The sequence below is a fragment of the Flexithrix dorotheae DSM 6795 genome (assembly GCF_000379765.1).
Taxonomy (GTDB): Bacteria; Bacteroidota; Bacteroidia; order Cytophagales; family Flammeovirgaceae; genus Flexithrix; species Flexithrix dorotheae.
In genome coordinates this window covers 14,951-39,629 of the sequence record NZ_KB903448.1, presented here as the reverse complement: position 1 = coordinate 39,629, position 24,679 = coordinate 14,951, and the positions used below count along the sequence as shown (strand labels likewise).

At 36.1% G+C, this 24,679-nt stretch carries 25 protein-coding genes; 16 read left to right on the top strand and 9 right to left on the bottom strand.

From position 1 onward, the window contains the following. The first annotated feature begins 11 nt into the window (after nucleotides 1-11). A complete protein-coding gene (locus tag A3EM_RS0120020) occupies nucleotides 12-278 on the top strand; it encodes a hypothetical protein (RefSeq protein ID WP_020530027.1) in 267 nt (88 codons plus the stop codon). Nucleotides 279-500: 222 nt separating this feature from the next. On the opposite strand, the gene A3EM_RS0120015 is transcribed toward A3EM_RS0120020, so the two are convergent. After that, the gene (locus tag A3EM_RS0120015; RefSeq protein ID WP_020530026.1) at nucleotides 501-1,103 is read right to left on the bottom strand and encodes an MCP four helix bundle domain-containing protein; all 603 of its coding nucleotides are present in this window, start codon (nucleotides 1,101-1,103) and stop codon (nucleotides 501-503) included. A gap of 333 nt (nucleotides 1,104-1,436) precedes the next feature. On the opposite strand from A3EM_RS0120015, the gene A3EM_RS47665 reads away from it, so the two are divergent. The 6 genes from A3EM_RS47665 to A3EM_RS0119980 all read left to right on the top strand — a co-directional run bounded on the left by A3EM_RS47665 (nucleotide 1,437) and on the right by A3EM_RS0119980 (nucleotide 5,209). Continuing rightward, nucleotides 1,437-1,616, top strand: a complete 180-nt coding sequence (locus A3EM_RS47665) for a glycine zipper domain-containing protein (protein ID WP_026210437.1) — start codon at nucleotides 1,437-1,439, stop codon at nucleotides 1,614-1,616. Between the two features lie 18 nt (nucleotides 1,617-1,634). Further along, entirely contained in the window at nucleotides 1,635-2,012 is a 378-nt protein-coding gene (locus A3EM_RS0120000; protein WP_020530023.1) for an iron chaperone, read from the top strand. A 283-nt stretch (nucleotides 2,013-2,295) separates the two neighbouring features. Beyond that, entirely contained in the window at nucleotides 2,296-3,198 is a 903-nt protein-coding gene (locus tag A3EM_RS0119995; protein WP_020530022.1) for an NAD(P)-dependent oxidoreductase, read from the top strand. 15 nt (nucleotides 3,199-3,213) lie between these two features. After that, nucleotides 3,214-4,029 (top strand): carcinine hydrolase/isopenicillin-N N-acyltransferase family protein, encoded by an 816-nt coding sequence (locus A3EM_RS0119990; RefSeq protein WP_020530021.1) that lies wholly within the window; start codon nucleotides 3,214-3,216, stop codon nucleotides 4,027-4,029. A gap of 41 nt (nucleotides 4,030-4,070) precedes the next feature. Continuing rightward, nucleotides 4,071-4,544: a nuclear transport factor 2 family protein gene (locus A3EM_RS0119985; RefSeq protein ID WP_157637984.1), complete on the top strand. Its 474-nt coding sequence runs from the start codon at nucleotides 4,071-4,073 to the stop codon at nucleotides 4,542-4,544. A 32-nt stretch (nucleotides 4,545-4,576) separates the two neighbouring features. Then, complete coding sequence (locus A3EM_RS0119980) at nucleotides 4,577-5,209, top strand: hypothetical protein (RefSeq protein WP_020530019.1); 633 nt, start codon at nucleotides 4,577-4,579, stop codon at nucleotides 5,207-5,209. Nucleotides 5,210-5,367: 158 nt separating this feature from the next. Here the strand turns inward: A3EM_RS0119980 and A3EM_RS0119975 are convergent, their stop codons facing one another. Continuing rightward, the gene (locus A3EM_RS0119975) at nucleotides 5,368-8,730 is read right to left on the bottom strand and encodes a ligand-binding sensor domain-containing protein (protein ID WP_020530018.1); all 3,363 of its coding nucleotides are present in this window, start codon (nucleotides 8,728-8,730) and stop codon (nucleotides 5,368-5,370) included. Between the two features lie 691 nt (nucleotides 8,731-9,421). Between A3EM_RS0119975 and A3EM_RS46030 the strand changes: the two genes are divergently transcribed. Further along, nucleotides 9,422-11,065 carry a PAS domain-containing sensor histidine kinase gene (locus A3EM_RS46030; RefSeq protein WP_020530017.1) on the top strand — a complete coding sequence of 548 codons (1,644 nt, stop codon included), beginning with the start codon at nucleotides 9,422-9,424 and terminating at the stop codon, nucleotides 11,063-11,065. A gap of 8 nt (nucleotides 11,066-11,073) precedes the next feature. Here A3EM_RS46030 and A3EM_RS0119965 read toward each other — a convergent pair whose 3' ends face one another. From A3EM_RS0119965 to A3EM_RS43050, 5 genes are all read right to left on the bottom strand, one after another. Continuing rightward, a complete protein-coding gene (locus A3EM_RS0119965) occupies nucleotides 11,074-11,610 on the bottom strand; it encodes an inorganic diphosphatase (RefSeq protein ID WP_020530016.1) in 537 nt (178 codons plus the stop codon). A 228-nt stretch (nucleotides 11,611-11,838) separates the two neighbouring features. Continuing rightward, nucleotides 11,839-12,507: a PKD domain-containing protein gene (locus A3EM_RS0119960; protein ID WP_020530015.1), complete on the bottom strand. Its 669-nt coding sequence runs from the start codon at nucleotides 12,505-12,507 to the stop codon at nucleotides 11,839-11,841. A 463-nt stretch (nucleotides 12,508-12,970) separates the two neighbouring features. Beyond that, complete coding sequence (locus tag A3EM_RS43055) at nucleotides 12,971-13,912, bottom strand: sugar phosphate isomerase/epimerase family protein (protein ID WP_020530014.1); 942 nt, start codon at nucleotides 13,910-13,912, stop codon at nucleotides 12,971-12,973. Nucleotides 13,913-13,983: 71 nt separating this feature from the next. After that, entirely contained in the window at nucleotides 13,984-14,415 is a 432-nt protein-coding gene (locus A3EM_RS0119950) for a VOC family protein (protein ID WP_020530013.1), read from the bottom strand. Between the two features lie 15 nt (nucleotides 14,416-14,430). After that, nucleotides 14,431-16,743 carry a tetratricopeptide repeat protein gene (locus A3EM_RS43050; protein ID WP_020530012.1) on the bottom strand — a complete coding sequence of 771 codons (2,313 nt, stop codon included), beginning with the start codon at nucleotides 16,741-16,743 and terminating at the stop codon, nucleotides 14,431-14,433. Nucleotides 16,744-16,961: 218 nt separating this feature from the next. On the opposite strand from A3EM_RS43050, the gene A3EM_RS43045 reads away from it, so the two are divergent. Continuing rightward, on the top strand, nucleotides 16,962-17,726 hold the full coding sequence (locus tag A3EM_RS43045) for a formylglycine-generating enzyme family protein (protein WP_020530010.1): 765 nt from the start codon (nucleotides 16,962-16,964) through the stop codon (nucleotides 17,724-17,726). Nucleotides 17,727-17,796: 70 nt separating this feature from the next. Beyond that, entirely contained in the window at nucleotides 17,797-18,780 is a 984-nt protein-coding gene (locus tag A3EM_RS0119930) for a hypothetical protein (protein ID WP_020530009.1), read from the top strand. Nucleotides 18,781-18,782: 2 nt separating this feature from the next. Here A3EM_RS0119930 and A3EM_RS0119925 read toward each other — a convergent pair whose 3' ends face one another. Further along, nucleotides 18,783-19,334, bottom strand: a complete 552-nt coding sequence (locus A3EM_RS0119925) for a DUF502 domain-containing protein (protein ID WP_020530008.1) — start codon at nucleotides 19,332-19,334, stop codon at nucleotides 18,783-18,785. Between the two features lie 230 nt (nucleotides 19,335-19,564). Between A3EM_RS0119925 and A3EM_RS0119920 the strand changes: the two genes are divergently transcribed. The 6 genes from A3EM_RS0119920 to A3EM_RS0119895 all read left to right on the top strand — a co-directional run bounded on the left by A3EM_RS0119920 (nucleotide 19,565) and on the right by A3EM_RS0119895 (nucleotide 23,507). Beyond that, a complete protein-coding gene (locus A3EM_RS0119920; RefSeq protein WP_020530007.1) occupies nucleotides 19,565-20,029 on the top strand; it encodes a hypothetical protein in 465 nt (154 codons plus the stop codon). A 245-nt stretch (nucleotides 20,030-20,274) separates the two neighbouring features. Then, nucleotides 20,275-20,586 (top strand): hypothetical protein, encoded by a 312-nt coding sequence (locus A3EM_RS0119915; protein ID WP_020530006.1) that lies wholly within the window; start codon nucleotides 20,275-20,277, stop codon nucleotides 20,584-20,586. A 135-nt stretch (nucleotides 20,587-20,721) separates the two neighbouring features. Further along, the gene (locus A3EM_RS0119910; protein WP_020530005.1) at nucleotides 20,722-21,153 is read left to right on the top strand and encodes an SRPBCC family protein; all 432 of its coding nucleotides are present in this window, start codon (nucleotides 20,722-20,724) and stop codon (nucleotides 21,151-21,153) included. Nucleotides 21,154-21,176: 23 nt separating this feature from the next. After that, complete coding sequence (locus tag A3EM_RS0119905) at nucleotides 21,177-22,052, top strand: zinc-dependent peptidase (RefSeq protein ID WP_020530004.1); 876 nt, start codon at nucleotides 21,177-21,179, stop codon at nucleotides 22,050-22,052. Nucleotides 22,053-22,085: 33 nt separating this feature from the next. After that, complete coding sequence (locus tag A3EM_RS0119900; protein WP_020530003.1) at nucleotides 22,086-22,718, top strand: macro domain-containing protein; 633 nt, start codon at nucleotides 22,086-22,088, stop codon at nucleotides 22,716-22,718. A 162-nt stretch (nucleotides 22,719-22,880) separates the two neighbouring features. Then, the gene (locus A3EM_RS0119895; protein WP_020530002.1) at nucleotides 22,881-23,507 is read left to right on the top strand and encodes a carbonic anhydrase; all 627 of its coding nucleotides are present in this window, start codon (nucleotides 22,881-22,883) and stop codon (nucleotides 23,505-23,507) included. 65 nt (nucleotides 23,508-23,572) lie between these two features. Here the strand turns inward: A3EM_RS0119895 and A3EM_RS0119890 are convergent, their stop codons facing one another. Continuing rightward, nucleotides 23,573-24,679 (bottom strand): adenylate/guanylate cyclase domain-containing protein, encoded by a 1,107-nt coding sequence (locus tag A3EM_RS0119890; protein WP_020530001.1) that lies wholly within the window; start codon nucleotides 24,677-24,679, stop codon nucleotides 23,573-23,575.

Sequence of the window (24,679 nt, the reverse complement as noted above, 5' to 3'; positions counted from 1 at the left end):
AATATAGGAACATGGTTAAGGTCAAAGTTGAGGAAGAAATAGAAATTATTAGAAACAGACTTCTTCCAATTAATGATGAAGTTTGCCTTATATATAATTTAAAAAAGAAGTATGTCTATATTATTACATATCCTCAAAATTTGAGTTTTGTAAGGGAACAACTTGTAGTATTTAGTGTGGAGGATTTTACTGAAGAAAAGAAAATTGAATTTATGATTTCAGAAGAGTTTAGTAATAGCACTATTTCAGGGAGGATTGATTTTGTAGATCGAGTATAGTCATTTTCTACTTTTTGTCATTTACAATGGCGGACCTCTATCATAGGATTTTCAATCCGGTTTTATATTGGGATTTTAAAGTGGATAGTACCAAAATTCACCGAAGTTAAAAACTTCTATAGTTTCCTCTTGAACAATTAATAAGGTACAACACTAACCATTGCGAGTAGCAAACTTACGCCAGAATCTTTCATAAAGAGCTTTTTGAATTTCGATTTGCTTCTATTCCTTTTCCTTATTAGGATTATACAAAACCATTATTTGAATCAGCACAGCCATTAATACTAGAAAAATTATTTCTACCCTGGTGAATAAATCAATGGAGTCCATGGTTTTTTGACTGAGGGACATTTGTCTTTTCCCCTCTTTGAGCTGTACTTTGGATAAATCATACAGATTATGCACGATGTCATCTATGGTTTTTAATAAATTTTCCTTATTGCTGTAGCCGGATTCCACATAAGCGGTTTCTAAGCCTTTTAAGATCTGTAAGTTCTTTTTCAATCTATCGAAGGTAAATCCTTCCTCTTTTGTGAGTTTGGTTTGTTCATACCGATCTATTAAACTTTGTATACTTTGGTTAGTTTTTGTATTGTTTTTATTGAAAAAACTGGAATCTGACATGGCTACAGCAAGTTCCTTTTCCTGAATTAAAACAGAAATTTCAAATATTAAATCATAGGCAATTATTCGGTCTTCATAAATGGTTACAATCGAATTTCTTAACCTGCTAAAATTATCTTTATCTATCAAATTGGTGGTGAGCACAATGACAAAAATCAGTAAGATACCGGCAACCCATTTAATTTTGTTGAATATTTTCATATTTAGATTAAAGCTTTTTGAATTTTATTGAAAGATAAAGAATATCTGTTGTACCACAAAAGGCCATGAACTTAGAGTGGAAATTGGTATTCTCAACCTCAAGCTGGCTCGGGAGCAACTGAATTGCGTCTGTAATTTTGCAGGGCATTTCAAATGCCAAATTAGTTTCAATCGAAATAAAAATGGGACCAATCCGAATATTTCCTGGAAAGTGTTTTTTCTCTCTTCTCATCCTGACCTAGCTGATTTTTCTAAAAAAAAGGCAGAGATTGAAATAAAACCTGTATTCACAATACTAATAGATTGCTAACTAATTTTTCACTAAATTTATCAATGATGAAACAACAAAATTATTTAGGAGTTGGAATCGCTCTTGGAGCGGGTATCGGAACAGCTCTGGGTGTGGCTATGGGAAATATTGCGATTGGAGTGGCGCTGGGAGCAGCTCTTGGGGTAGGGCTTGGATTGTTCATGGGAAATTTGAATAAAAAGGATTCAACTGGGGGAAAATAAAATCAAAACATAAATCAGATGCAATACGAAGTAAATACACCTGCAGAGTATTTTGAAATACTTGAAGATGATTGGAGGAAGGAAACCCTTTTGTCCATTCGGGATACGATTATTTCCAGGGCGCCAGACCTGAATGAATGTATTGAGTATAAAATGCTGGCTTACAAGGAAAATGACAAGTCTGTTTTCCATCTCAATGCCCAAAAGCATTTCGTTGGATTTTATGTGGGGGATATTCACAAAATAGATAAGAATGGCGATTTGCTGGAAGGACTGGATATGGGAAAGGGCTGTATCCGCTTTAAAAAATCAAATAAAATTGCGGAAACCAGAATTGGGGAATTTATTGAAAAAACTATGGAGATGGTGAAGAAAGGGGAGGATTTTGATTGTTAGAAAAAGAAGTGGTTCAAACTTATTTCTTTAGGCTGCAAATCACCATATAGCGTTTGCCCGGTTCAAGAACCTCAGTTCGCATAAAAATTTAGTATGGTCCGGTACATCGGTAGCGCTGCTACCAAGTGTTGGCGCAGTCCAAATTTTTCTACTTCCTTAGAACCTTAATCCGGCAGTCGCACGGTGACAATTTTTGCTTTAAAACAAAAAGTTTATATCACTTCAACTTCGTTTTTATATTTGCCATGAAATCCATTTTTTAATTAACTGACTCGTCAATTTCATGTCCAAACCATTTCAAAAACTAGTTTGTGTGGATAAAACAAATTTGGAGCAATGGGCTATTCAAAGGCTTAGTGATTTTTCTAAATCAGAGATCCAAATCTATGAAGACTATCCTCAAACTGAAACGGAACTTCTCGAAAGAATTGGGGACGCGGATGGTTTGTTTGTAAGTTGGAAAACAAAAGTTTCTGCAGAGGTTATTCAGAAGTCCAAAAACCTGAAATACATTGGCATGTGTTGTAGTCTGATTGATAAAAAATCTGCTAATGTGGATGTTTTGGCTGCGGAGTCTTTAGGAATAACTGTTCGTGGGGTCAGGGATTATGGTGATGAAGGTGTAGTGGAATTTGTCTTTTCCCAATTGATTGCTTTGGCTAAAGGGTTGGGAAAATGGCAGTGGAAATCCCAACAGACAGAACTCAAAGGAAAACAGCTGGGTATTATTGGTTTTGGAACATTAGGAAAAATGGTAGCTCAGGTGGCTTTGGCTTTTGGTATGAAGGTGAATTATTACAGCCGAACCAGAAAGCCTGAATTTGAATCTGCGGATTTAAAATATTTGCCCTTACCCGAATTACTCTCTAAAGTGGATGTCATTACTACTCATCTGCCCAGAAATACCAAAATTCTTGGTCATGCCGAATTTGATAAAATAAAACCCAATTCAGTATTAATTAATACTTCCATCGGTCCAACCTATGATATGGAGGCATTTAAAGAATGGATGACCGAAGGAGATCATTATACTATTCTGGATGCCGATGGTGCTGCTGGTTTTATAGATGATTATAAACAACTGGATCGGGTGATTTTAAGTGACAAAGTATCGGGAATGACAGACCAGGCTTATTTCAGATTATCTCAAAAGGTGATTCAAAATGTAGAAGATTATTTGAACTAACCATTTGAATTTTTTATGAAAACGCTACTTGCTATTTCCCTTTTTTTCCTGCTTTTGGGTAATTTGAAGACCAGTGCCTGTTCGGTGGTCTATTATATTGATCCGCAAACCGGAAACATATACATTGCCAATAATGAAGATTTTTGGTACGATACCAAAGCTTATATCCAGCTCATGCCCAAAACCAATCACGAACATGCCAGGCTTTGGTATGGCTGGGATAATTTTGCTCAGGGAGGAATTAATGAGCACGGCTTGTTTTTCGATGGTGCAGTAACTCCGGAACAGGAAATACCTGAGGGATATCACTCACCAAAGGGCAATTTGGGAGACAGAATATTAGCCAGTTGTTCGACTGTGGAAGAAGCCCTGATTTTTTTAGAAAAGGGAAAAATTGCCCTGAAAAATGCACATGTCATGTTCGGAGATGCGCAGGGAAATGCAGTAGTGGTGGAATGGGTGGATAAGGAAAGGAAACTGGTTTGGATAAATGAAAATCATCTGGTAATGACTAATTTTCTATTATCAGATACTACCAGAGGTAATTACCCCTGCTATCGATATGCTGCCATTGAAAAGCAGGTCGATGCCTTAAAAAGTAATGAAACTCCTCCTTCTTTTCTAAAAGTAAGTAATGTGTTGGGGCCTGCTGCCCAAATTCCAAAACCTGAAGAGAATGGTAAAATAGGAGGGACTTTATATTCCTCTTTTATAGATGTGACGAATATGGAATTTATACTGGCTTATAAACTGGATAATTCCAGGGTGACTAAAATTGATATGCGAAAGGCATTTGGAAAAGGGAAAAAGAGGAAAATTAAACTGGAATAGCCTGGTAATTCTCTTATGTAATTGAAATGATTAATGGCCTGATGATGAAGTGTTTATGTATAGTTGTTTTACTGGTTATTTCCCAGAGTTGTTCCTTTGAAAAGAAAAACACTACTACTTCTTTGGACAAGGAAATTGAAATACTCACACAAAAAATAAATGAATTTAACCAGGCTTTTAATACGGCAGATTTAGAAAAATTGGAGCAAATGGTAACGGAGAATTATCTGCATACCAATGGCAATTCCAAACCCATTCGAAAAGAAACCTGGCTCAATTATTTGAAGAAAAGAAAGCGTTCGCTTGAAAGTGGGGAATTAAAGATTGAAAATTATCAAATGACAGAGACGGAAATTGAAATGTATGATGATATGGCAATTGTAAGTACCAGAATTTCCTTTATCAGTAATAATTCCGGAACGGAAAAGGAGCAAGAATTCAGGGTAACCAATATCTGGGTAAAGGAAGGAAATGACTGGAAAAGGGCTGGGTTTCATGATTACCGTATAAAATGATTAACTTATACAAATACAAAAAGACAAACAAAATGATAGCCTTATTACATACCGGAGAGGTTCATGTAGAAAGATTTGAAAAAATCATCAAAAAGCACTTTGAAGGATTGGATATTCGGCATTTCGTAAATAGTGAAATATTGGATCGGGCTTTAAAAAGCGGGAAACTGGATGAAGATAATTTCCAAAGAGAAGTGGCGGAAATTAAAAAGGCCGGACCGGATTTAATCATTTGTACCTGCTCTACTTATGGTGAATTGAGCGAAGAGACCGAAGGCGTGGAAAGAATCGATTTACCCATTGCCGATTATATTGTTGCTAACTTTTCGAAGATTGGAGTAGTTTTTACCGCTAAATCCACCCAGGATACCAGTAACCGATTGCTATTGAACAGGGCAAAAATTCAGGGGAAGAGCATTGATTTAGTGAACTACGATTGTTCAGCGTTTTGGCCCTTTTTTGAAGAAGGCGAATTTGAATTATATGAAAAGGAAATAGCCCATAAGATTCAGGAAGTAGAAGATGAAGTGGAAGTGTTTTTCTTAGCCCAGGCTTCCATGCAGGGTGCCAAAAGTTATTTAACACATCTCAAAAAAGAAGTGCTTACCAGCCCGGAATATGGGATAAAAACTATTATTTCAGAGTGGTTAGCGAAGAAGAATTAAATGATTATTTTTCAACTTTATAAGTCTTCAACTTCCTTTGGACTGAATTAGGGTACGATCGTCACCTGTGGGAAAGTCCTCGAATAATGTGCTTTGGAGCAATTGAATTGCGTCTGAAACCAGGCTGGGTAATTGTGCCCGGTTATCTGCAGCAGGGCTTAATTTGAAGCCAGTTCCAATAATTCCTTATATCGTTTTTCATTAAAGGAAAGGACCGATTGCTCTATTTCCTCTTTCCATTGGGCAATCTCTCCGCTTTCAATTTGCATATTTTCCAGTAGCTGGATATGGTCGCTGGTATCGTAAATTTCCAGAGTTTTTAATTGCCCCACAAGGCTGGTCAATACAGTTTTATCTTTCTCGGATAAAGAAATTTGCACTGGAGCGTAAAGTTCTTCATCATTTTCCAATTCCGTATGTTTGCCATTTGGACCCTGTTTCACTACTTTTTCTTCCATGGGCAGGTAAAAATAAAATGTACTTCCTCTTCCTACTTCCGAGGTAACTCCAATTTTTCCGTTATGGGCCTCAACCGCCATTTTACAAAAAGTAAGGCCTATTCCAGTTGATTTTGTATTGCCTAAATCTTTGCTTTCAAACTGGGAAAATTTATCAAAAATAGCCGGTAAAAAATCGGGATTAATTCCTGAGCCAGTATCTTTTATGGCAATAAAAACGAAAGAATGGTTATCCTCTTTTTTAATTTCACCTGAAATTTTTATTTCCCCACCCGGATCTGTAAATTTTATGGCATTGGTAAGCAAATTAACCAGTACACGGACTATTAGCTCATCATCGGCTTTTACCCAAAGCCTTCCTCTGAATTCCTTTTTTATTCTCAAGCCCTTTTGCTGAACAAGCAAACCTACCTGGTTCATTGCAATTTCCACAACTTTCCGCATATTGCAGGTCTTAATATTTAGATGCATATCGGCCTCTTCAAATTTACTTGTTTCCAGAATATTCATGACCATATGCAACATTTGCCTCCCTGCCTGCTGAACAATTGGCGAGCCTTCAGTGAGGGAAATTACCGCATTCAATGGATTTTTAAGGTCATGCACAATCATATTGATGAGGGTTTCCTTAAATTTTTCCAGATCAACAAGTTTATGGTATGCTTCTTCAATTTCTGTCTTTTGGTGGTCTAATTTTACATTCGCTTTTTCCAGTTTAACCTTTTCATTATTCAGTTCTTCAGTACGAATAGCTACTTTCTCCTCTAATTGTCTGTTGCTGATAATTAGATTCCTCAACCGGATTTTATTATAGATATAAACACCACTCAAAAAAGCCACCGCCAGAATACCATAAAACCACCATTCTTTCCAGAACGGCTTTTGTATTTCAAAAGAAAATGTGGTGGCTTGTTCATTCCAAATGCCATCGCTGTTGGCGGCTTTTACCCTAAGGGTATAGGTGCCATCTTCAATTCTGGGATATCTCGCAGTGGTTTCACTAGTAGCCTCAGACCATTCCAGGTCATGCCCTTCCAAAAGGTATTTGTACCGCATTTTCTGGGGTTCTTTAAAACTTACCCCCAGGAAATCAAATCTTATTCTATATTGCCCTGGTGGTAAAACTACATCCTGATTGATATCTACCTTGTCATCAAAAACATAGAGGCCGGTGATATACACATTGGGCTTTACTTCATTGAGTTTATCTTCAAGCGGATCATATACCAGAACCCCCCTGTTTACCCCAAAATAGGCTTTTCCAGTAGAAGGTTCCAGATAAAAAGCATTGGTGCTGGTTTCTATTCCTGCAAGTCCCTCCAAATCATTCTTAAACTGTTCGAAAACCAGCGTGGAAGTATTTAACCGGGTAAGACCATTTCTGGAACCTACCCACAAATCGTTTTTCTTGTCGCAACCAATGGAATAAATATAATTGGAAAGTAGCCCTTCGGAAGTCGTGAAATTCGTGAAAGTTTCCCCATTGTATGCAAAAAGACCATTCCCATCCGATCCCAGCCAGATGTTGCCGTCTCCATTTTCGGTGATGCAATTAAACTCTATCCCTCTGATGGTTTCATTATCATTTAAAAAGAAAAAGACTTCATCTTCAAAATAACTCAGTCCCGGGACCGATGAGGAAATCCAGATTCTTCCTTTAGAATCACAAAACAGATCGCTAATGTTATTATGGAGAAATCCTTCATTGGTAGAATATCGCCTGAAAGTATTCTTTTTAAAATTGTAATAATAAACCCCATTTAGCCTTGTGGCTACCCAGATATTACCTTCTTTATCTAAGGTGAGGTCATTTATCATCCGCGATTGAAAATCATCTCTGTCATAAAAATTCTGAATACTATCTCCATCTTCACTGATAAAATACAGGCCTCCTTCTTTGAATCCCAGCCACATATTTCCATTTTTATCCTGTAAAATAGCGGAGCCGGCAAGGCTGTCCAGCCCAAGAATTTCATTATAGTAAATGATTTCTTTTCCTTCTGGCAAATTCAGGTGTTTTACGATTCCTTTATCAGTGGCATACCAATAGTTTTTGGCATTATCCTGATAAATGGCATTCACAAAAGGGGAGGGGAAACCTTCATTTTCAAGGGCAAATTTTTCTCCGGTATAACGGGCCAGACCTCCACCATTGGTCCCTACCCAGATATTTTCTTCTTTATCTGCGAATATGGATAGTATATGGTCGTCTGGCAGGTTATTTTTGGTGGAATAGGTAGTGATACTATTGATTTCATTTTCCTGATTGTCCCAAACCAATAGGTTAACTCCTGCATCGGAAGTTCCTACCCAAAGTTGATGTTCATTTTTAGGGAATATGCACTTAATATCATCGGAAGACAAACCTTCTCTGGTGGAAATATTTCTGAATTTTTGCTCTGATTCAAAAAGATACAACCCATTTTCATCGGTGCCCAACCAGTAGCCCTCTCCAAATTTGTTTGGCACAATGGTATTCACCTTCTGATTGACAAAAGCCAAAGGTCTCCTGATATTTTGGATTTCATCATTAAAAAGATCACCTATAATTAATCCATTATTAGTCCCAATAAGCAGTTTGTTCCCCTGATAAGGCTGTACACTATAGAAAAAAGATTCGGTTTTATTTTCGATGGGAATTAAATTTCCATCAGCCGTGATTTTAATTATACCGCTGTTTTGAGTCACAAAAAGAATAGATCCGTCCGGAATTTCTAAAATTTGATTAATTCTGCTTCTCTTATTTTCATCTGTCGGGACCGTAATGAATTTGTTTTGCGAAAAGTTGAATTTACTGATCTCTCCCTGATAATGGCCTACCCAAAGGTTACCCCTGCTATCTACCAGAGAGGCCGTAACAAAATCTTCCGGCAGATTGTCTTTTATATTGTAAGTTTTGAATTGATGTCCATCGAATCTGGAAAAACCATTCCCGGTTCCCAGCCACAAAAAACCCAGGTCATCCTGTGAGATAGAATAAATATAGCTTTGTGGTAATCCTTCATCCTGGGCATAGTTCACAAAATTGGGGAATTGAGCCCGTGTCTGTAATGCGGCTAACATTAAGAGCGCATGAAAGAGAAGAAGATGGGGATAGTTCAGCATAAAAAATCTTCAGGAGGTAATTAACTTTTAATCGAACAGCTTTAATCACTCAGGAAATTTAAAAATACATTTAAATTTCCCATAACTGTTTGATAATGAAGTGTTATTTCTCTATTTAATCGTACCAGGAACGGAAATCTGGTATATTTTGGGTTCAATTGTATAAAGCTCCCGGAGTTGAGTCTGATTTTTCACATTCAAATCGCCAGGGTTATTTTTTCGCAAAGTTAATAATAAGTACCTGAACAATAATCATTTCTTTTAAAATTGAAAAATTTAATATTCAGGACTGGCTGGAGAATTTAGGCATATTCACCAAGAATAACATTAAATAGATTTTTGGCTTTTCGAAAATAAAAAACAGGAAAAAAATAAATTTTCAATGTTTATTCAAGAATAAAGCATTATTTCCAATTTTTTTGTAACTTGAAAGAAGATCTACCAAAATACTAATTTTTTGCATTTAATTATTATGGCCTTAGGACTGAATTAGCTATTCCTTTTGCCTTATTTTATGAATTAAGATCTATGACCACTAACTAATTTTTGATTTTCCGAAATTGTTGACAACTTAAAAAACTACTAACTAAAAAATCTCTTCCCGCTGGGAAAGGGTTTGGTATTTCCAAAAAACTAGATTGTCCATAAGGTGAATTTAAATTTATTCAATGGCTCAATTTCGAGCCAGAATGAAATTGTTTTCCTCATAGACCCTGAGTTTAATTTGCTTTTTTTAAATGAGGCCTGGGAAGGGACTATGGGATTTGATTTAAAGGAAAGCTTGGGTAAACCATTTGTGAAATTTCTATTGCCGCACGATAGAGATACCTTTTATGGTTTATTGGAGGCAATGGACAGTCAAAATTCAAAATCTGCCAAAACGAGCCTGAATTTTCTCACTAAAACAGCTGCCATTGTAAAGAGTCAGGTTTTTGTCACCAAAAGCTATAATAAGGATCAGGAGTTTACCGGTTACTCAGGGTATTTGAAACAAAATGGAAATGATCCTAAAAGTAATAGCATTCCCGAAATAAATGATGAAAACCTGAAGTACTTTTTCAATATGGGGCTTGTAGGTATGGCCTTACTCAACGGTGCATTGGAGTGGATAATGGTAAATGACAAACTTTGTGATTTACTGGATTTTTCCAGGGAAAACCTCATTGGTCAATCTCTTACTGACTTTTCCCCTAAAAATGAGCTGGATCTGGTTTTGCCGGTTTACCATAAACTTTTGAATGGACAACTTGAAGAAATGGTATTGGAAAAACACTTTGTCCGTAGTTCAGGAGAGGTTGTTTTTCTTGAAGTGGAATTAAAAGGCATTAAAAACCCGGAGAATGAGGTAGAATTTATTATTGCCCAGTTCAGGGATGTTTCCTATCAAAAATTTGCTTCAAAAAAAATAAATGAATTAAACGAAAAACTGGAGCACAGGGTAGTAGAGCGTACCAAAAAGCTGGAAGATACTTTTGATCAACTTAAAACGGCTCAAAGTAAACTGGTACAGTCTGAAAAACTGGCTTCTCTAGGAGTGCTGACCGCGGGTATTGCCCATGAATTAAATAATCCAATCAACTACATCAATGCGGGGATTGTAGGGTTGAGGATTTTAATAGAACATATTGTGAAAGTGGTGGAGGAAGTTGAAAAAATTAACCCTGAAAATTTCCGTGAGCAGTTGGAGATTCTGGAAAAATTAAAAAATAAAATAGCTTTTTACAAAAGGGTTGAATTATCCAAAAAAGTTCTGGAAGATATTGGGTCAGGGGCAGTAAAAGCCACCGAAATAGTGAAAGGGTTGCAGGCATTTTCCAGAGCAGGGGATGAGGTGGCCAAAAATGTGAACCTGCACGTTGGGCTGGATGCTACTTTACTTTTATTGCAAAATCAATTAAAGAACAGAATAGAAGTAACCAGAGATTATGGTGCTATTCCTTCTATTACCTGCTTCCCTGGAAAATTGAATCAGGCTTTTATGAATATTTTGCTCAATAGTATTCAATCCATCAAAGATAAGGGGGCAATAATTATTAGTACCAATTCAGATCAAAACTGGATTTATATAAAAATAACTGACAGTGGTGTAGGGATGTCGGCTAAAGTCAGGGAAAGAATTTTTGAACCATTTTATACCACCAGGGAGGTAGGAAAGGGAACCGGGCTGGGTTTATCCATTACCTTGGGAATAGTAAAGGCCCATAAAGGAAAAATAGAAATAGAAAGTAAAAAAGGGAAAGGAACCCATGTAAAGATTTCCCTTCCCCTTAGTTTTACCGGAGGTTCCTCCTAAACTAAAACTTATTTTTTTACAAACTGCTCAATATATCTTTGTTGGCTTTCCAATATTGTAGCATATGCATCTTCAGCAGGTAAAAAGCCATCTACCTTTGTGATCTTGTGTTCCAATGCCTTGTAGTCATCAAAAAAGCGCTGAATCTCAATTAAAACATGCTTGGGAAGTTCATCAATACTCTCATAATGATTGAAAGCAGGATCATCAAGATGAACGGCAATTACTTTATCGTCCTTATCTCCCTGATCTATCATTTGCATTAACCCAATAGGCTTTGCTCTCATAATTGAAAGCGGTACAACTGATTCCTGGCATAATACAATAATATCCATTGGATCATTGTCTTCAGCAAGGGTTTTGGGGATTAGACCATAATTTGCAGGATAATGAACTGCGCTGTAAAGCATTCTGTCCACTTTAATTCCGCCTGTTTCCTTATCGAGTTCATATTTTACTTTTGACCCTTTAGGAACTTCAATTACCGCAGTAATTTCTTTAGGAACATTTTCCCCAATAGGGAAGTCATGCCATGCATGTTTCATCTTTTGTAATTTGTTTTATATTTAATTATGTATTATTCTGTGCACTCAGGATTAATAAGAAAAAATCCTGTAGAAATCTTATTTTGAGTTAGTTATGGCCAGGATATGGATGTTTATCCTTCCCGACAAATCAAATTTTGGGAATAAAAAAACAAAGGTAGTGCTTTTAGGATAATGATGAAGCAAAAAAATTAAATTAGGAGTTTAAGGATTGTTAAAGTTCAACTATTATTTGATAATTATTTTCTTTTTTCCGCATATCCGTTTTTTCAAACCATTTTCGGCTATGCCCTCTACAATAAGCCTGACATCATATTCTCCTGGTTTTGAATACCTGTTGGATGTAAGCACCTGGCAATCGTAATTACCATCACCAAAACTCCAGTAATAATTGTCAATCTTAAAATCCTGATTGATAAAAGTATTGGAGCCATCGAAATAATACTGAAACTGATCTTCTTTAATTTCCTGAATGATCACAATTTCATCGATATTGACATTGTATTCAGTTGTATCAATTATGGGAATTCCATTCATCTCCCTTTGGGAAATTAACAGAATAGGATATTCTCCATATTCATCATAGCAATGTTCCAGTTTTGGCCCATGTCTCAGGTTTCCATCTCCTAAATTCCAGGTGTGGGTTATTTTGTTGCCATTCGGACCGATTTGTTCTGTTACAGAAAGTTCCACACAATAATATTCATTTTTGTGTTCTAAACATTCATTATTATTGGTTTGGAAAACCTGATCGGCACTACAAGCAACCTGTGCCTGATTTTTCAACTTAGCCTTGATTAATTGAAGTGGATTCAATGCTGAAATTTGTGAAATGGCTAATGTTAGTACAATAAAAGGTTTTGTCAGTAAATTAGTGAGTCTTAATTTTTTTCTCATTTTAATCCAGAAAAGAGAGTAAAAAAGGATTATTCGTACAGTCTAAAAAATTTCACAAGCAAAAAAAATCATTTTAAAATCATCGCTCAACCTGCCTGCCTTAATATATGTTAACCAGTGTAGGTGAGAAATAACATCTGTTTAAAGGAGTAGTACTAAGTTGTTAATAATCAATGATCTAGCCAAAGTCATTTATGGGTTATACACTGGTCAAAAAAAATAGCAGAAAGGTTTGTTAACAATTACCTGAGTTCGATATATCGAAAATGCAGAAAAAAGGGGTTGAGTAAAAAGTTCTTTTTTCAAGGATAGAAAGAAACATGTTGCAATCAATAAAAATAAAGTAGCCGAATAATGATGTATTACTATTGTATTTCCAGTAATTTCTACTTTATCTCCCTTTAGGAAAAGGTAATTTTCATTATTTTCAAATCCTTTTATTTTTTAAACAACCCCATATGGATCAGACTTTACTCATAAAATTAATACTTTCGCCAATACTTTTTATTGGATCCGGAGACTGGTCCTGCTCTACATAACATTGCTCTACACCGATTTTTTCGGCAAGGGCTAAAACTCCTTTAATATCTACAGTTCCATTTCCAAGTTCTTTAAAAGTATCTACCGGGACTTCCCCTTCATTATAAATAACAGGGGCACCTGCTTTTTTATCTTTGAGATGCAGCAGACGAATTCTATTTTTCAGTTTTTTCATGGTTTTCTCGGGATCCCATCCGCCAAGGCTTGCCCAGAAAATATCCAGCTCAAACTGAACCATTTTCGGATCCAGGTCTTCTATTAAAATATCGAAGGGAGTGGCATCGCCTTTCTTTTCAAACTCAAATGAGTGGTTGTGATAGCACAGTTTGATTCCCGCTTTATTACATTTTTCCCCGGTCTCGTTCAATTTTTTCGCAATTTTTCTAAAATCATCCAAAGTTTCTCTTTCCTCTGGCCTTAAGTAACCAAAAACAAGATATTCCAGATTATTTTTCTCTGCCAGGTCAATTACGTGATCTACCGTTTTCCCTTTGGGTGGGGTAGAAGTTCCTCCAGGACTTACCAAATCCCATCTGCCAGTTAAGTAAGTCCATTTGAAAAAAGAACTATTCACCTTCAAACCCAAATCTTTGGCTATGGGCATTAATTTTGGCAATTGATCTTCCAAGTCCATTGCTTCCAGCCGGGAATATCCAAGTTCCTTTATGGCTTTTATGGTCCCTTCAAAGTTCTTATCTAACTGATTACGAACAGTATATAGCTGAACTCCAAGCGTGTCGTAGTATTTTGAGTTTTTTACCAATGCTTCAAATGGTTTTGACATGCTCATCAGCGGCAAGGCCGTTCCTAAAAGTGCGGAACCGGATTTAATAAAATTTCTTCTTGATTGATTTTTGTGATTCATAATTTATCATATTTACGTAATTGAGAAAAGATAACTTGTCCCTCATTTTTTTGCAGCAATTGGATTGTAATTCAACTGGCAAAAAGTTGATTCATATCTTTAAAGGATTTGAACTCCAGGGCATTTCCGGATGGATCAAGGAAAAACATAGTGGCTTGTTCTCCTGTCTGGCCTTTAAACCTGATATAAGGATCTATCACGAATTTCGTGTTATTTGCAATCAGTTTATCTCTCAGGTTTTCCCAATCTTCCCAATCCAGCACCACACCATAATGAGGTACAGGGACATCGTGACCGTCAACAGGATTATGGTGCAATCCTTCTTTTTGCTCAGGTTTGGGTTTCAAATGAATCACAAACTGATGTCCAAAAAGATTGAAATCTACCCAATGGTCTGAACTTCTTCCTTCTTCACACCCAAGGATATCCCGGTAAAAACTTCTTGTTTCCTGTAAATCATAAACTGGAATTGCTACATGAAAAGGGTTTATTTTTTGTGCCATGGTTGCTGAATTTGTTTATTTTAAATTGGTATTGATGGTCTGCATAAATTGCTGAAATTGAGGCTGGTTTGGATTGGCAGCCAATAATTTTTCTGCATGTGGTTTTGCCTTGGCAAATTGCTGTTGTTGTAAATACAATATAGTTAAGGCATAATCCAGGTCAATTAAGTTTGGATCTACTTTTAAACCTTCCAGAAAGGCAACCTCAGCTTCAGGAATTCTGTTTAAATTTTGCAAAGCAAGTCCCCAGTTGTAATAAATCCTGGGGTTATTTCCCACAAGTTTGGCGGCCTTTCCCAGATATTCCACTGCTTCATCTAATCTTTTCATTTCAGCCAACAGCAAACCAGTGGAATAATAAGCAGGACCATATTCCGGCTCGAGTTGAATTACGGTCTGGAAAAGAGCCAGTGCATCTTCATTTTTGCCTTGCGAATTATACAAATTGGCCAGATGAATTCTGGAAGGATTAAACAAATAATCCAGTTCATTGGCTTTTTTATATGCCTGCTCTGCTTTTGATGGTTGATTAATTTTATCAAAATACTGTCCGAAAGCCATTTGCCCGGCTGGGAAATCTGCATTAATACTTAAAGAAATACTATACTCCTGCATCGCTTTGGTGAATTTTCCTCTTACCGATTCCTCAAATTCATTGATGGGAATTTCCGCCAATGCTCCGGCTGCCATGGCCCTTACAGATTTAATAGAATCAGAAAGTAAAGGCGTAAGTAATTGTTTTTTCTGCTCTGGGGGAAGTATCATTAAAACACGTGCTGCGGTGTACCTCACAATGGGTTCATGATCTGATAAGCCTGAAACTATAGGATCAAAAATTTCCGGGTTGGGCAATTGTCCCAAATACCAAAGGGCTGTGGCTCTGGCAATGGCTGGTTGTTGAGTATCCTGTAGAAGATTTACCAAATCACCCATGGCTTCAGGGGATCTTGTACTTCCTTTAGTAAGGGCATCAGAAAAATGCGGGTCTCTTTTCTTGCCGTACCACTTTTCAATAGCCGCAACGGCCCATTCATCACTTTTATCTTCATGGCATTGGGTACAGGCATTTGGAGTATTATACTCAATACTCTGATCGGGGCGGGGAATGCGGAAACTATGGTCTCTCCTGAAATCATTGCCCATATAGGTTTTGCCTGTCATGTGGCAATTCACACATTCTGTACTTTCATTTTCGCCTTCATGAAAATGATGATTCTTGGTGTCGTACTGATTCCCTGCATGACATTGCAAACAAAGCTGATTGCCTTTGGCTTTTAGTTCTAAACTATGTGGATTATGGCAATCCGTACATTTCACCCCATTATGATACATTTTACTTTGAGTAAATGAACCAAAAACATAGTCTTCATCCAGGATTTGACCATCGGGATGGTAAAATTCATCTCCGATTATTTGAGGAGCATAATAATCCATAAAAACACCATTATGGTCAAATCCATCTACATACTGAGTCCTTCTGGCATGGCATCTGGCACATTGGTCAACCTGCTCGATAGATGATAATCCGCTGGTCAGATGCAAATGATCTTCCGGGTGGTATTTTGATCCTTCCTTAAAATTACCTGACTGCATAAACTCCACATGTTTTTTCCCGGGACCGTGGCAGGCTTCACAACTTACATTAATAATGGAATATTCGGAATCGAAAGAACTGGTTTTATTGTCATAGTTCTTCTTCACATTGGTAGAATGGCAATCCGAGCACATCGTATTCCAGTTCAGTCCTCCTTTGGTCCAGTGTATCCATTCCCTGGGATCAATATCCAGATCGGGATAAAGATCAAACCATACCTTTTTTTCTGTATCCCAGGCGGTTCTCAGGCATTGAAAATGGCCATTGGGAAATGCCACAATATATTGTTGCAGAGGTTCATAACCGAAAGTATAGGAAATTTCATAATCGTGATTTTTTCCATCCGGTCCTTCAGTGTTCACCATAAATTTCCCATCTTTTTTGAAAAATTTAGAGGTTACTCCACGGCTTTCAAACACTACACCATTGAAATCACCCCTTACACTGCTGTCCGAAGCATGAGCCATGGCTTTGTCATGGTGAGAATTTTCCCAATCTTTAAATTCAGTCTGGTGGCAGGTTTTACAAGTCTGGTCTCCCAGGTAATTTGGGTCGTGATTTACCCTGATTAAGCCTTCCTCCTTTTCATTATTTTTTGAGTTACCAGTTGTTTGATCTTGTTCAGTGTGCTCCGATTTACTACAACTTTGAACCAGTGAACCCATTTCAATACATAGTAAGGAAACAAAGGCAATGGTAGCAATAGATTTTATGGAGGTGAAATTTATCTTCATGGAAAAATTTTATGATAGTGTTTTCTATTCAGCAGGGGCAATGGCTCCGTATCGCTAAATAATTTCACAAGTTTATTGAATTGAAGGGGATTAAAGGAAAGAATGAGAAAAAAAATACCTGAAACAGGATGAATTACAATTTTAGAGGAACACACATTGGTTTTTTGCTGAAAAAAATGTGAAGAAATACATTCTTTGAATTGCTTACCTTTGAAATTATGGCATTCAAAACAGCTTATTGGTTTTTAATCTTAATTCAATTTTTCTCTGCAATGAGAGAGGAAAAAGTTTCAGTTGAATCAGAAGAAAGAAAATCGGGCTTGGAGATGGTTTTTGTGAATGGAGGGGAATACCTGATGGGAGGGAATGATCAGGTAGATGATGGTGGAAAACCGGCACTCAGAATGGCCGATGAATGCCCCCACCTTGTTATTGTTCATGATTTTTCTATTGGGAAATATGAGGTAACCCAACTGGATTGGGAGGAAATAATGGGTACTACACCAGGTTACAATCAGGATTGTGATGATTGCCCTGTGGAGCAGGTTTCCTGGGTAGATGTTCAGAAGTTTATTAAAAAACTGAATTTTAAAACCGGGGGAAATTATAGATTACCCACAGAAGAAGAATGGGAGTTTGCCGCCCGGGGAGGATTAAAGAGTCAGGGGTTTATTTATGCTGGAAGTAATGAGGTTGAAAAAGTAGCCTGGTTTAGGGAAAACTCAGGAGGGAAATCTCAACAAGTTGGCATGTTAAAACCTAATGAATTGGGTATTTTCGATATGAGTGGAAATATTTGGGAATGGTGTAGTAATTTCAAAAATCCGTATCCTTGTGATACTTTAGGAAAATCTTTTGATTCCAGAGTACTAAGAGGAGGAACTTTTGGGAACCGGTCAAGTAGCGTAAGAATTCGGGACCGGAATGCAAGAGAACCTTCTACCAGATTAAAGACTCTGGGATTTCGGTTGGTGAAGGGGTGAGTATGCTTTTTTCCATCCAAAATAAGGCAATTGAGATATATTAAAATTTTTTATTTGAGATAATCTTCTGATGATTGATAAGGATAAAGCTCTTTTTTGGGGGGAGTTTTTTTTAAAAGTGATTCCAGTATTTTTACCTTTACCTTTAATATTAATTTTTGGATTTTTCCTTAAGGGAAATACTCTTCTTATCTTATTTCTTTCTATTGGAATTTCATATTTGTGGAGGTTTGCATTTTCCCCTCTTTGGGAAATTTGGGTATATAAAAGAGTTATTGAACCTGATCAGTTAAAACAAGATGCATTAGAAAGTCAACTTATATGGGAGAAAGAGAGAATTTATAATTCCATAGACCTTTTTTTTGAAAGATTAATTGAACATATTGAGAATAGGCAGACGAAAAAGAAGGAAACATCTATAAGTAAATCGGTAAGAAGGAATACAAAAATTCAAAGCTATGGTCATTTAATGGGGTTTTCATTTTGTATGGTTGTTTTCTTGGTAGGGAAATCTACCAAAAATGAAGACATAGTTAGGACTAAGGATTTAATAAAAATAAGCGCAGTTCTTAGCTCCAAACCTGAATACCATTCCTCTAAAAATTCAAGGTATTATAGTTTTAACATAAAGGGTTGTGCAAAACAATTTAGGATTGAAAATTTTTTTTGTGATGCTTTATGCAAGGAAAAATTCACAAGAGATGCTATTGTAAATAGGAAAATTGAAGTTTTTTTATCTAAACAAGGCTTGGAGAATATTAATAAAGGAAACTGTATGATTAATTCTAAAAGTGTTAATCAAATTGCAATTGATGGAAAAATGTATATAGATTTAGACTTGAGGAATAAATTAACGAAGGCTGAATCTAAATTGATCTACATTTTGCTTCCCATTGGAATTATCTCCTTTCTTTTTGCTTTTTGCAAAAAATACAGACTTAATTCACTTATCCTTATTGTAATTATAATGTTTTTTTCTGTTTATTTTTACTTTCAAGAAACAAAAGAAATATTCAAAAATTCAAATAAAGCGGAATTTTGCTCTAAACTATAATCTCACTCCTCCACCTTAGCTATACCACCAGCAATAATGTATTTTAAAATGTCTGTGGGTTTTCCCTTTATTTCTGTGATATAGCTTGGAGGCATAAGGTAGAGTTGCCCGGAAATGGCAAAAGAATGGGGAATATAAACGGTAATATAATCAGTTGGGGTTTTGAGTAAGTGGTGGGCATCATCCGTAATAAAGCCCAGCCTTCTGATCTCGGAATTTTCGTAGAGTTTAACCAAAACCGGTCGCTTAAATCCTCTTTTCTGTCCCAGAAAGGCATCCACAAAATCCTTTACGGTAACGTAAATGATCTTTACAAAAGGCATTTTCCTGATTTTGCTATCGAAATACCTGAACATGGGAAATTGAATCAGATAGCTGCCAATGGCTCCTATCAAAGTAATAGTAACTATAATCACTAATAAGCCAATTCCGGGATAGGGAAAATTAAAAATATTATCCAGGTAATGGAAAGTGGAAAAAATAAGGTAAATAGTAACTGCAAGTGGTGTGACGAATAAAATCCCCTGAAGGAAATAGCCTAAAAGTTTTTTCATGCTTGCCTAAATGTTTATTGCTGTCTGTTCAAAATATGGTTACAATGTTACAAAGTAAAATCACAAATTCTTTTCTTAAGCACCAGTGCTCCACACGGGGTATTCCATACTGGGTACTATTATTTCCGAGAAATAGTAATCTCTCTATCAGTCTTTTATGGCAAAATAGTACATGGTTAATTTTGAATTATTACTTAATATTGATGGATAAATTTAAAAGCCCTTAAAAAATGAAATATATAATTTTAGTATCTCTGTTTGCAATTACTGCCATAAGTTGTTCCCAAAAGAGTGAAATAAATGAAGAAACAGAAATGGCTAACCCTTTAATTGGCACCTGGGAATTGATTTCGAATACCACCATAAAAGGAGACTCGATTACCGAAGTGGACAGACAAGGCAAGAAAATGATAAAAGTATTCAATAATACCCACTTTGCTTTTTTCAATCACGATCTGAACAAAGGTGTTGATTCTACGGCATTGTTTGTGTCGGGTGGTGGGCCATATACCCTGGTGGGGGATCAGTATACCGAATATCTGGAGTATTGTAATTTTAGGGAATGGGAGGGACATCAATTTGACTTTACAATTGTTTTTAAGGATGATACTTTAATCCAAAGTGGGATTGAAAAAATTGAAGAACTGGGAGTAGAACAAAAAATTATTGAGAAGTACCTGAAAGTCATGAACTAAATATTCTCTGGTAGTGATTGAAAAAATAATCCAGCTAAATGCTGAAATTTTCATGTGATTTTTGGGTTAATGCTACAGGTGTATTTGCCGTTATTTTAAATGGTTATTTTAGTTCAATTGTTTATATTCCGAATGGTCTGTAATCTTTTTCCCGATTTTATCCCAAATCCCGGTTTTACTTGGTGGGAATATGCTGAATGACACTTTAAATCGAAGTAAACGCTCAATAATTAATAAAACCTATCATGGTAGTTTGGTCAGGTAGAGGGATACTCTCCGTTTTGGTGTTAATTGTATCTTTTGTTTTAGGTGTGAAGTTATTCCCACCTGCATATAGTGATTATGCTTTTGTGTTGGCATTTTTTCTGGCTGGAGCATTTAGCTGGTTTATGGGTAAAAAGTGGAATGAGAAAGAAGGGAGAACGGTAATTGATAAAGCCACAGGTCAGGAAATTGTATTTAAGCCCAACCACAGTTTATTTTGGATTAAAATGCAATATTGGGCATTTATCTTTGGTGCATTTGGATTGCTCTTTTTAGTACAGCAATTTGTATAAAATATTAGGAAAATTATTTTTATAGCGTTTTACTCTCACATGGTTTTAAATTTCAAAACCTAAAAGCCTCACCAGTTAGAGGCTTTTTTAAAATCAGATTTATTTTTAAATTCAGGAAATCTAAAATTCAAGAAAATGCCCAATATCCTCCACAAATTTCCAGTCAATGCTTCAATAGATAAAGTTTTTGAGTGTATTTCCACCCCGGAAGGACTGGATATCTGGTGGGGGAAGTCAACCAAGGGAACGCCAAGTATAAATGAGATTTATCACTTCGATTTTGGTCCTGGTTATCAATGGGAGGCCAAAGTAAGCCAGTTTGTGGAAAATGAAATTTTTGAACTTACCATTACCAAAGCAGATAAAGATTGGATTGGAACCAAAGTCGGATTTGGTTTAAAAGCAAATAATGGTTCAACAAAAGTGGAGTTTTACAATTCCCACTGGAAATCGGAAAGTGAGCATTTTAGGATTTCCAGCTTTTGCTGGGCCATGTACCTGCGATTGCTCAAACGGTATTTGGAATTTGGGGAAGTGGTGCCTTATGCAGAAAGACTAAATGTTTAAAACATGTGCTTAGATAATTCAATATGACAAATTTAATTATTGCCCTGGTATTATTGGTTGGAATATTTTTTTTGCTGAGGAAAATATTGAGTGATAAGAAATGGGTATTGCCCAAGGATCCTTTCCCTTCCCCGTGGAGGATAATTTTATTTGAAAAAGTCAATTTTTATCATGCACTTTCACCAGAAGAAAGGGCTTTGTTTGAAAATAAAATTCAGGAATTTTTACTGAATTGTAAAATTACCGGAATTGCAGTTTCCATAGATATTGCGGATAAGGTTTTAGTAGCGGCCAGTGCGATTATTCCTGTTTTCCGATTCCCCGATTGGCGATATTCCAACCTAAAAGAAGTCTTGATTTATCCGGACCGGTTCAATGAAAATTTTGAAACTTCTGGCGAAGGAAGAAATATTCTGGGCATGGTGGGAACCGGCTATATGGAAGGGAAAATGATTTTATCCAAATCGGCCTTACATCATGGTTTTCAGAATGAAACGGATAAGAAAAACACGGCTATCCATGAATTTGTACACCTGATAGATAAACTGGATGGCAGTGTGGATGGTATTCCTGCCCTGCTTTTGGAAAAGCAATATACCATTCCCTGGCTGGATTTGATTAACAAAAAAATTGATGAAATTTATAAGAAAAAGTCTGATATTAATCCATATGGAGGTACCAATAGGGCTGAGTTTTTTGCGGTAGCCAGTGAGTATTTTTTTGAAAGGCCAAAACTCCTGGCTAAAAAACACCCTGCACTTTATGAGGCAATGGAGGAAATTTTCGATCATGAAATGGATGATAGGAATTTGGTGAAAAATAAAATTAAGGTCAGTAGAAACAGCCCTTGCCCATGTGAAAGTGGTAAAAAATTTAAGCATTGCTGTGAGGGGAAATGACAATTATTTAAGTTTGGAGTCTAAATAAAATTTATGGAATTTAAACTTATTGGAATTAATGAAAAATTAACCCAGGCATGGGAAACAGTTTTTAAAGATGTTGAAAATGTAACTATAATTAAAGATTCTATTTTTAATCACCCTTCTGATGTGATTGTTAGCCCGGCAAATAGTTTTGGCTATATGAATGGTGGAATAGATTTTTCTATTTCCAAGAACCTTGGTTGGCACATTGAAAAATTGGTTCAGCAAAAAATCAGAAATGAATTCTTTGGAGAACTTTTAGTCGGACAATCCCTAATTGTAGAAACTAATCATAATGATTTTCCCTATCTTATCTCCGCCCCAACTATGAGGACTCCAATGACGATTTTAAGGTCTCCAAATGTTTACCTTGCTATGAAAGCCATTTTAACCTTGTGGAAATACGGTAAATTGGAAAATGGTGAATTAGTAAAAAATAAAGTGAAAAGTATGGCCATACCTGGTTTGGGAGCAGGTGTAGGGCAAGTTCCCCCAATAGTTTGTGCAAGGCAAATGAGAATTGCTTGGGAAGATGTCATGAATGAAAAGTATAGTACTGAAGCTGGATGGAAAGCACTAAGATCAAATTATGCTTATTTTTTCACTCATGATGATAGAGATCTTCATTATGATATTCCTTAAGAGAATTAAAGTTTTAAATCAATTTATGAGCCTTAACTAAGGTGAATTAAAAACTGGATTAAGGAATAATTTCTTTTAGTTTTTCATTTAAAGTTCAAAATGTTTAATTTACTTTGAGTAATATAAAAAATTCATCAATTTAATCTGAATACTTATACCAATATGAACAAAGAAATAATTTTTGAGAACAACAAGAAGTGGATTGCTGATAAACTTTCAATTGACGAGAACTATTTTGAAAATTTATCAAAAGGTCAAAGCCCGGAATTTTTATACATTGGATGTTCTGATAGTAGGGTTACAGCTGAAGACCTAATGGGGGGGCAGCCAGGAGATATCTTTGTCCATCGGAATATTGCCAATATGGTACCCAATACCGATCTAAGCTCAATGTCGGTAATCAATTATGCTGTTGCGCATTTAAAAGTAAATCATGTGGTGGTTTGTGGCCATTATTTTTGCGGTGGTGTAAAAGCGGCCATGCAATCTGCTGATTTGGGTATTTTGAATCCATGGCTGAGAAATATTCGTGATGTATACAGATTGCATCAGGAGGAATTGGATGCCATTGCAGATGAAGAAGCCAGATACAAAAGACTGGTTGAACTGAACGTGCAGGAACAGTGTGTTAATGTGATCAAGACAGTGGAAGTGCAAAATGCTTTCAAGGAACGAAATCTAAAAGTACATGGCTGGGTGTTCGATATTCACTCGGGAAAACTAATTGATCTTAATATAGATTTTGATAAGATCCTGAGTGAAATCATGGAAATTTATAATGTTGGTTAATTCGAATTAGCCAAAAATTTAATTTTAAAAAGAGTCAATAATGAATATAAGTAATTGGCTCTTTTTTATGCTTTAGAAAGTGTAGAAGAGGTTTGCTCCACACTAAAGATTTTTACTACTTCATTTTTCCCCCTCAATAATACTTCCCCAAGTTCATTGGAAATATAAGAATTATCCAATTTTAGTTTCTCTTTCAAAGATTCAGAAATAAGCAGGCTTTGCCCATACTCATTACATTTTCCCTGAATCCTTGCTGCTGTATTTAGTACATCACTATGATAGGCTATTTCCCTTTTTATAACCCCTACCTCTGTAGTAGTAACAGTTCCGATATTTCCTCCTGCTTTAAAAACCGGTACCAATCCATATTTTCGGGTATAATATTGTGATTTTTTATTTAAAGTATCCTGGTAGTGGAAAAATGCTTTAATACAATTATGGTTTTTCAATCCTTCCTTCATTTTCCATGTAAGTACAGCCTCATCACCTACATATTGATAGACTTCTATCTGGTGTTGAAAAATTGTTTCGGTGAGATCGCTGAAGCAATCTTTTATAAGGTTGCTATACTTAATATGTCCAAGCTTTTCGGCTATGGTAGTGGATGATTTCAGATCGACAAATAAAAATATTCGCTCTTCCTCTATAGGATTTCTGTATTTGCCCAAAAGAAGGTTGAAGAATACGTGAGGCCCAATTTTTTGTTTTACCGATCTAAAGAAGTTGATAAATAAACTTACAATTAAGGAGTAGCTAAAAAAAATGAAAAAGGTTTTGCCAAAAATAATTCCGGCTGTGATGGCTTTAATATCAATTATTTCATCGGCCGGCAGGTAATTCCGGGTAACGGATATTATACCCAAAATGGCTAATAATGTAATTATTAACTGGCAAAAAGTTTCTATAAGAATGATGACCAGGTAAGATTTTTTTCGGAGGTTGGTAAATTCAAATCCAAGATTTATAACACTGAATAGTATGCCAATAATTAGCCCTCCCGTAATGGCCTGAGCTATTCCCCTGAATATATTAAATTCCATTGTTCTTTCAAATGCAGGGGTTTCCTCCACTCCATATGACCGGATGAGAATAAAATAGAAAAGGAAAATTATCCAAATGATAATATTAGTCAGGCTATCATAAATTAACTTTCTTGTGTTGTAGCTTTTCAT

Excerpts from the sequence above, each read along its gene's own strand:
- A3EM_RS0119895 (WP_020530002.1), top strand. The coding sequence starts at position 22,881 with ATGAACAAAGAAATAATTTTTGAGAACAACAAGAAGTGGATTGCTGAT.
- A3EM_RS0119975 (WP_020530018.1), bottom strand. The coding sequence starts at position 8,730 with ATGTTAGCCGCATTACAGACACGGGCTCAATTCCCCAATTTTGTGAAC.
- A3EM_RS0119920 (WP_020530007.1), top strand. The coding sequence starts at position 19,565 with ATGAAATATATAATTTTAGTATCTCTGTTTGCAATTACTGCCATAAGT.
- A3EM_RS0119930 (WP_020530009.1), top strand. The coding sequence starts at position 17,797 with ATGATTGATAAGGATAAAGCTCTTTTTTGGGGGGAGTTTTTTTTAAAA.
- A3EM_RS43045 (WP_020530010.1), top strand. The coding sequence starts at position 16,962 with ATGGCATTCAAAACAGCTTATTGGTTTTTAATCTTAATTCAATTTTTC.
- A3EM_RS0119890 (WP_020530001.1), bottom strand. The coding sequence starts at position 24,679 with ATGAAAAGCTACAACACAAGAAAGTTAATTTATGATAGCCTGACTAAT.
- A3EM_RS0119990 (WP_020530021.1), top strand. The coding sequence starts at position 3,214 with ATGAAAACGCTACTTGCTATTTCCCTTTTTTTCCTGCTTTTGGGTAAT.
- A3EM_RS0119915 (WP_020530006.1), top strand. The coding sequence starts at position 20,275 with ATGGTAGTTTGGTCAGGTAGAGGGATACTCTCCGTTTTGGTGTTAATT.
- A3EM_RS0120020 (WP_020530027.1), top strand. The coding sequence starts at position 12 with ATGGTTAAGGTCAAAGTTGAGGAAGAAATAGAAATTATTAGAAACAGA.
- A3EM_RS43055 (WP_020530014.1), bottom strand. The coding sequence starts at position 13,912 with ATGAATCACAAAAATCAATCAAGAAGAAATTTTATTAAATCCGGTTCC.
- A3EM_RS0119965 (WP_020530016.1), bottom strand. The coding sequence starts at position 11,610 with ATGAAACATGCATGGCATGACTTCCCTATTGGGGAAAATGTTCCTAAA.
- A3EM_RS0119900 (WP_020530003.1), top strand. The coding sequence starts at position 22,086 with ATGGAATTTAAACTTATTGGAATTAATGAAAAATTAACCCAGGCATGG.
- A3EM_RS47665 (WP_026210437.1), top strand. The coding sequence starts at position 1,437 with ATGATGAAACAACAAAATTATTTAGGAGTTGGAATCGCTCTTGGAGCG.
- A3EM_RS0119995 (WP_020530022.1), top strand. The coding sequence starts at position 2,296 with ATGTCCAAACCATTTCAAAAACTAGTTTGTGTGGATAAAACAAATTTG.
- A3EM_RS43050 (WP_020530012.1), bottom strand. The coding sequence starts at position 16,743 with ATGAAGATAAATTTCACCTCCATAAAATCTATTGCTACCATTGCCTTT.
- A3EM_RS0119950 (WP_020530013.1), bottom strand. The coding sequence starts at position 14,415 with ATGGCACAAAAAATAAACCCTTTTCATGTAGCAATTCCAGTTTATGAT.
- A3EM_RS0119960 (WP_020530015.1), bottom strand. The coding sequence starts at position 12,507 with ATGAGAAAAAAATTAAGACTCACTAATTTACTGACAAAACCTTTTATT.
- A3EM_RS0119905 (WP_020530004.1), top strand. The coding sequence starts at position 21,177 with ATGACAAATTTAATTATTGCCCTGGTATTATTGGTTGGAATATTTTTT.
- A3EM_RS0119910 (WP_020530005.1), top strand. The coding sequence starts at position 20,722 with ATGCCCAATATCCTCCACAAATTTCCAGTCAATGCTTCAATAGATAAA.
- A3EM_RS0120000 (WP_020530023.1), top strand. The coding sequence starts at position 1,635 with ATGCAATACGAAGTAAATACACCTGCAGAGTATTTTGAAATACTTGAA.
- A3EM_RS0119985 (WP_157637984.1), top strand. The coding sequence starts at position 4,071 with ATGATGAAGTGTTTATGTATAGTTGTTTTACTGGTTATTTCCCAGAGT.
- A3EM_RS0120015 (WP_020530026.1), bottom strand. The coding sequence starts at position 1,103 with ATGAAAATATTCAACAAAATTAAATGGGTTGCCGGTATCTTACTGATT.
- A3EM_RS0119980 (WP_020530019.1), top strand. The coding sequence starts at position 4,577 with ATGATAGCCTTATTACATACCGGAGAGGTTCATGTAGAAAGATTTGAA.
- A3EM_RS0119925 (WP_020530008.1), bottom strand. The coding sequence starts at position 19,334 with ATGAAAAAACTTTTAGGCTATTTCCTTCAGGGGATTTTATTCGTCACA.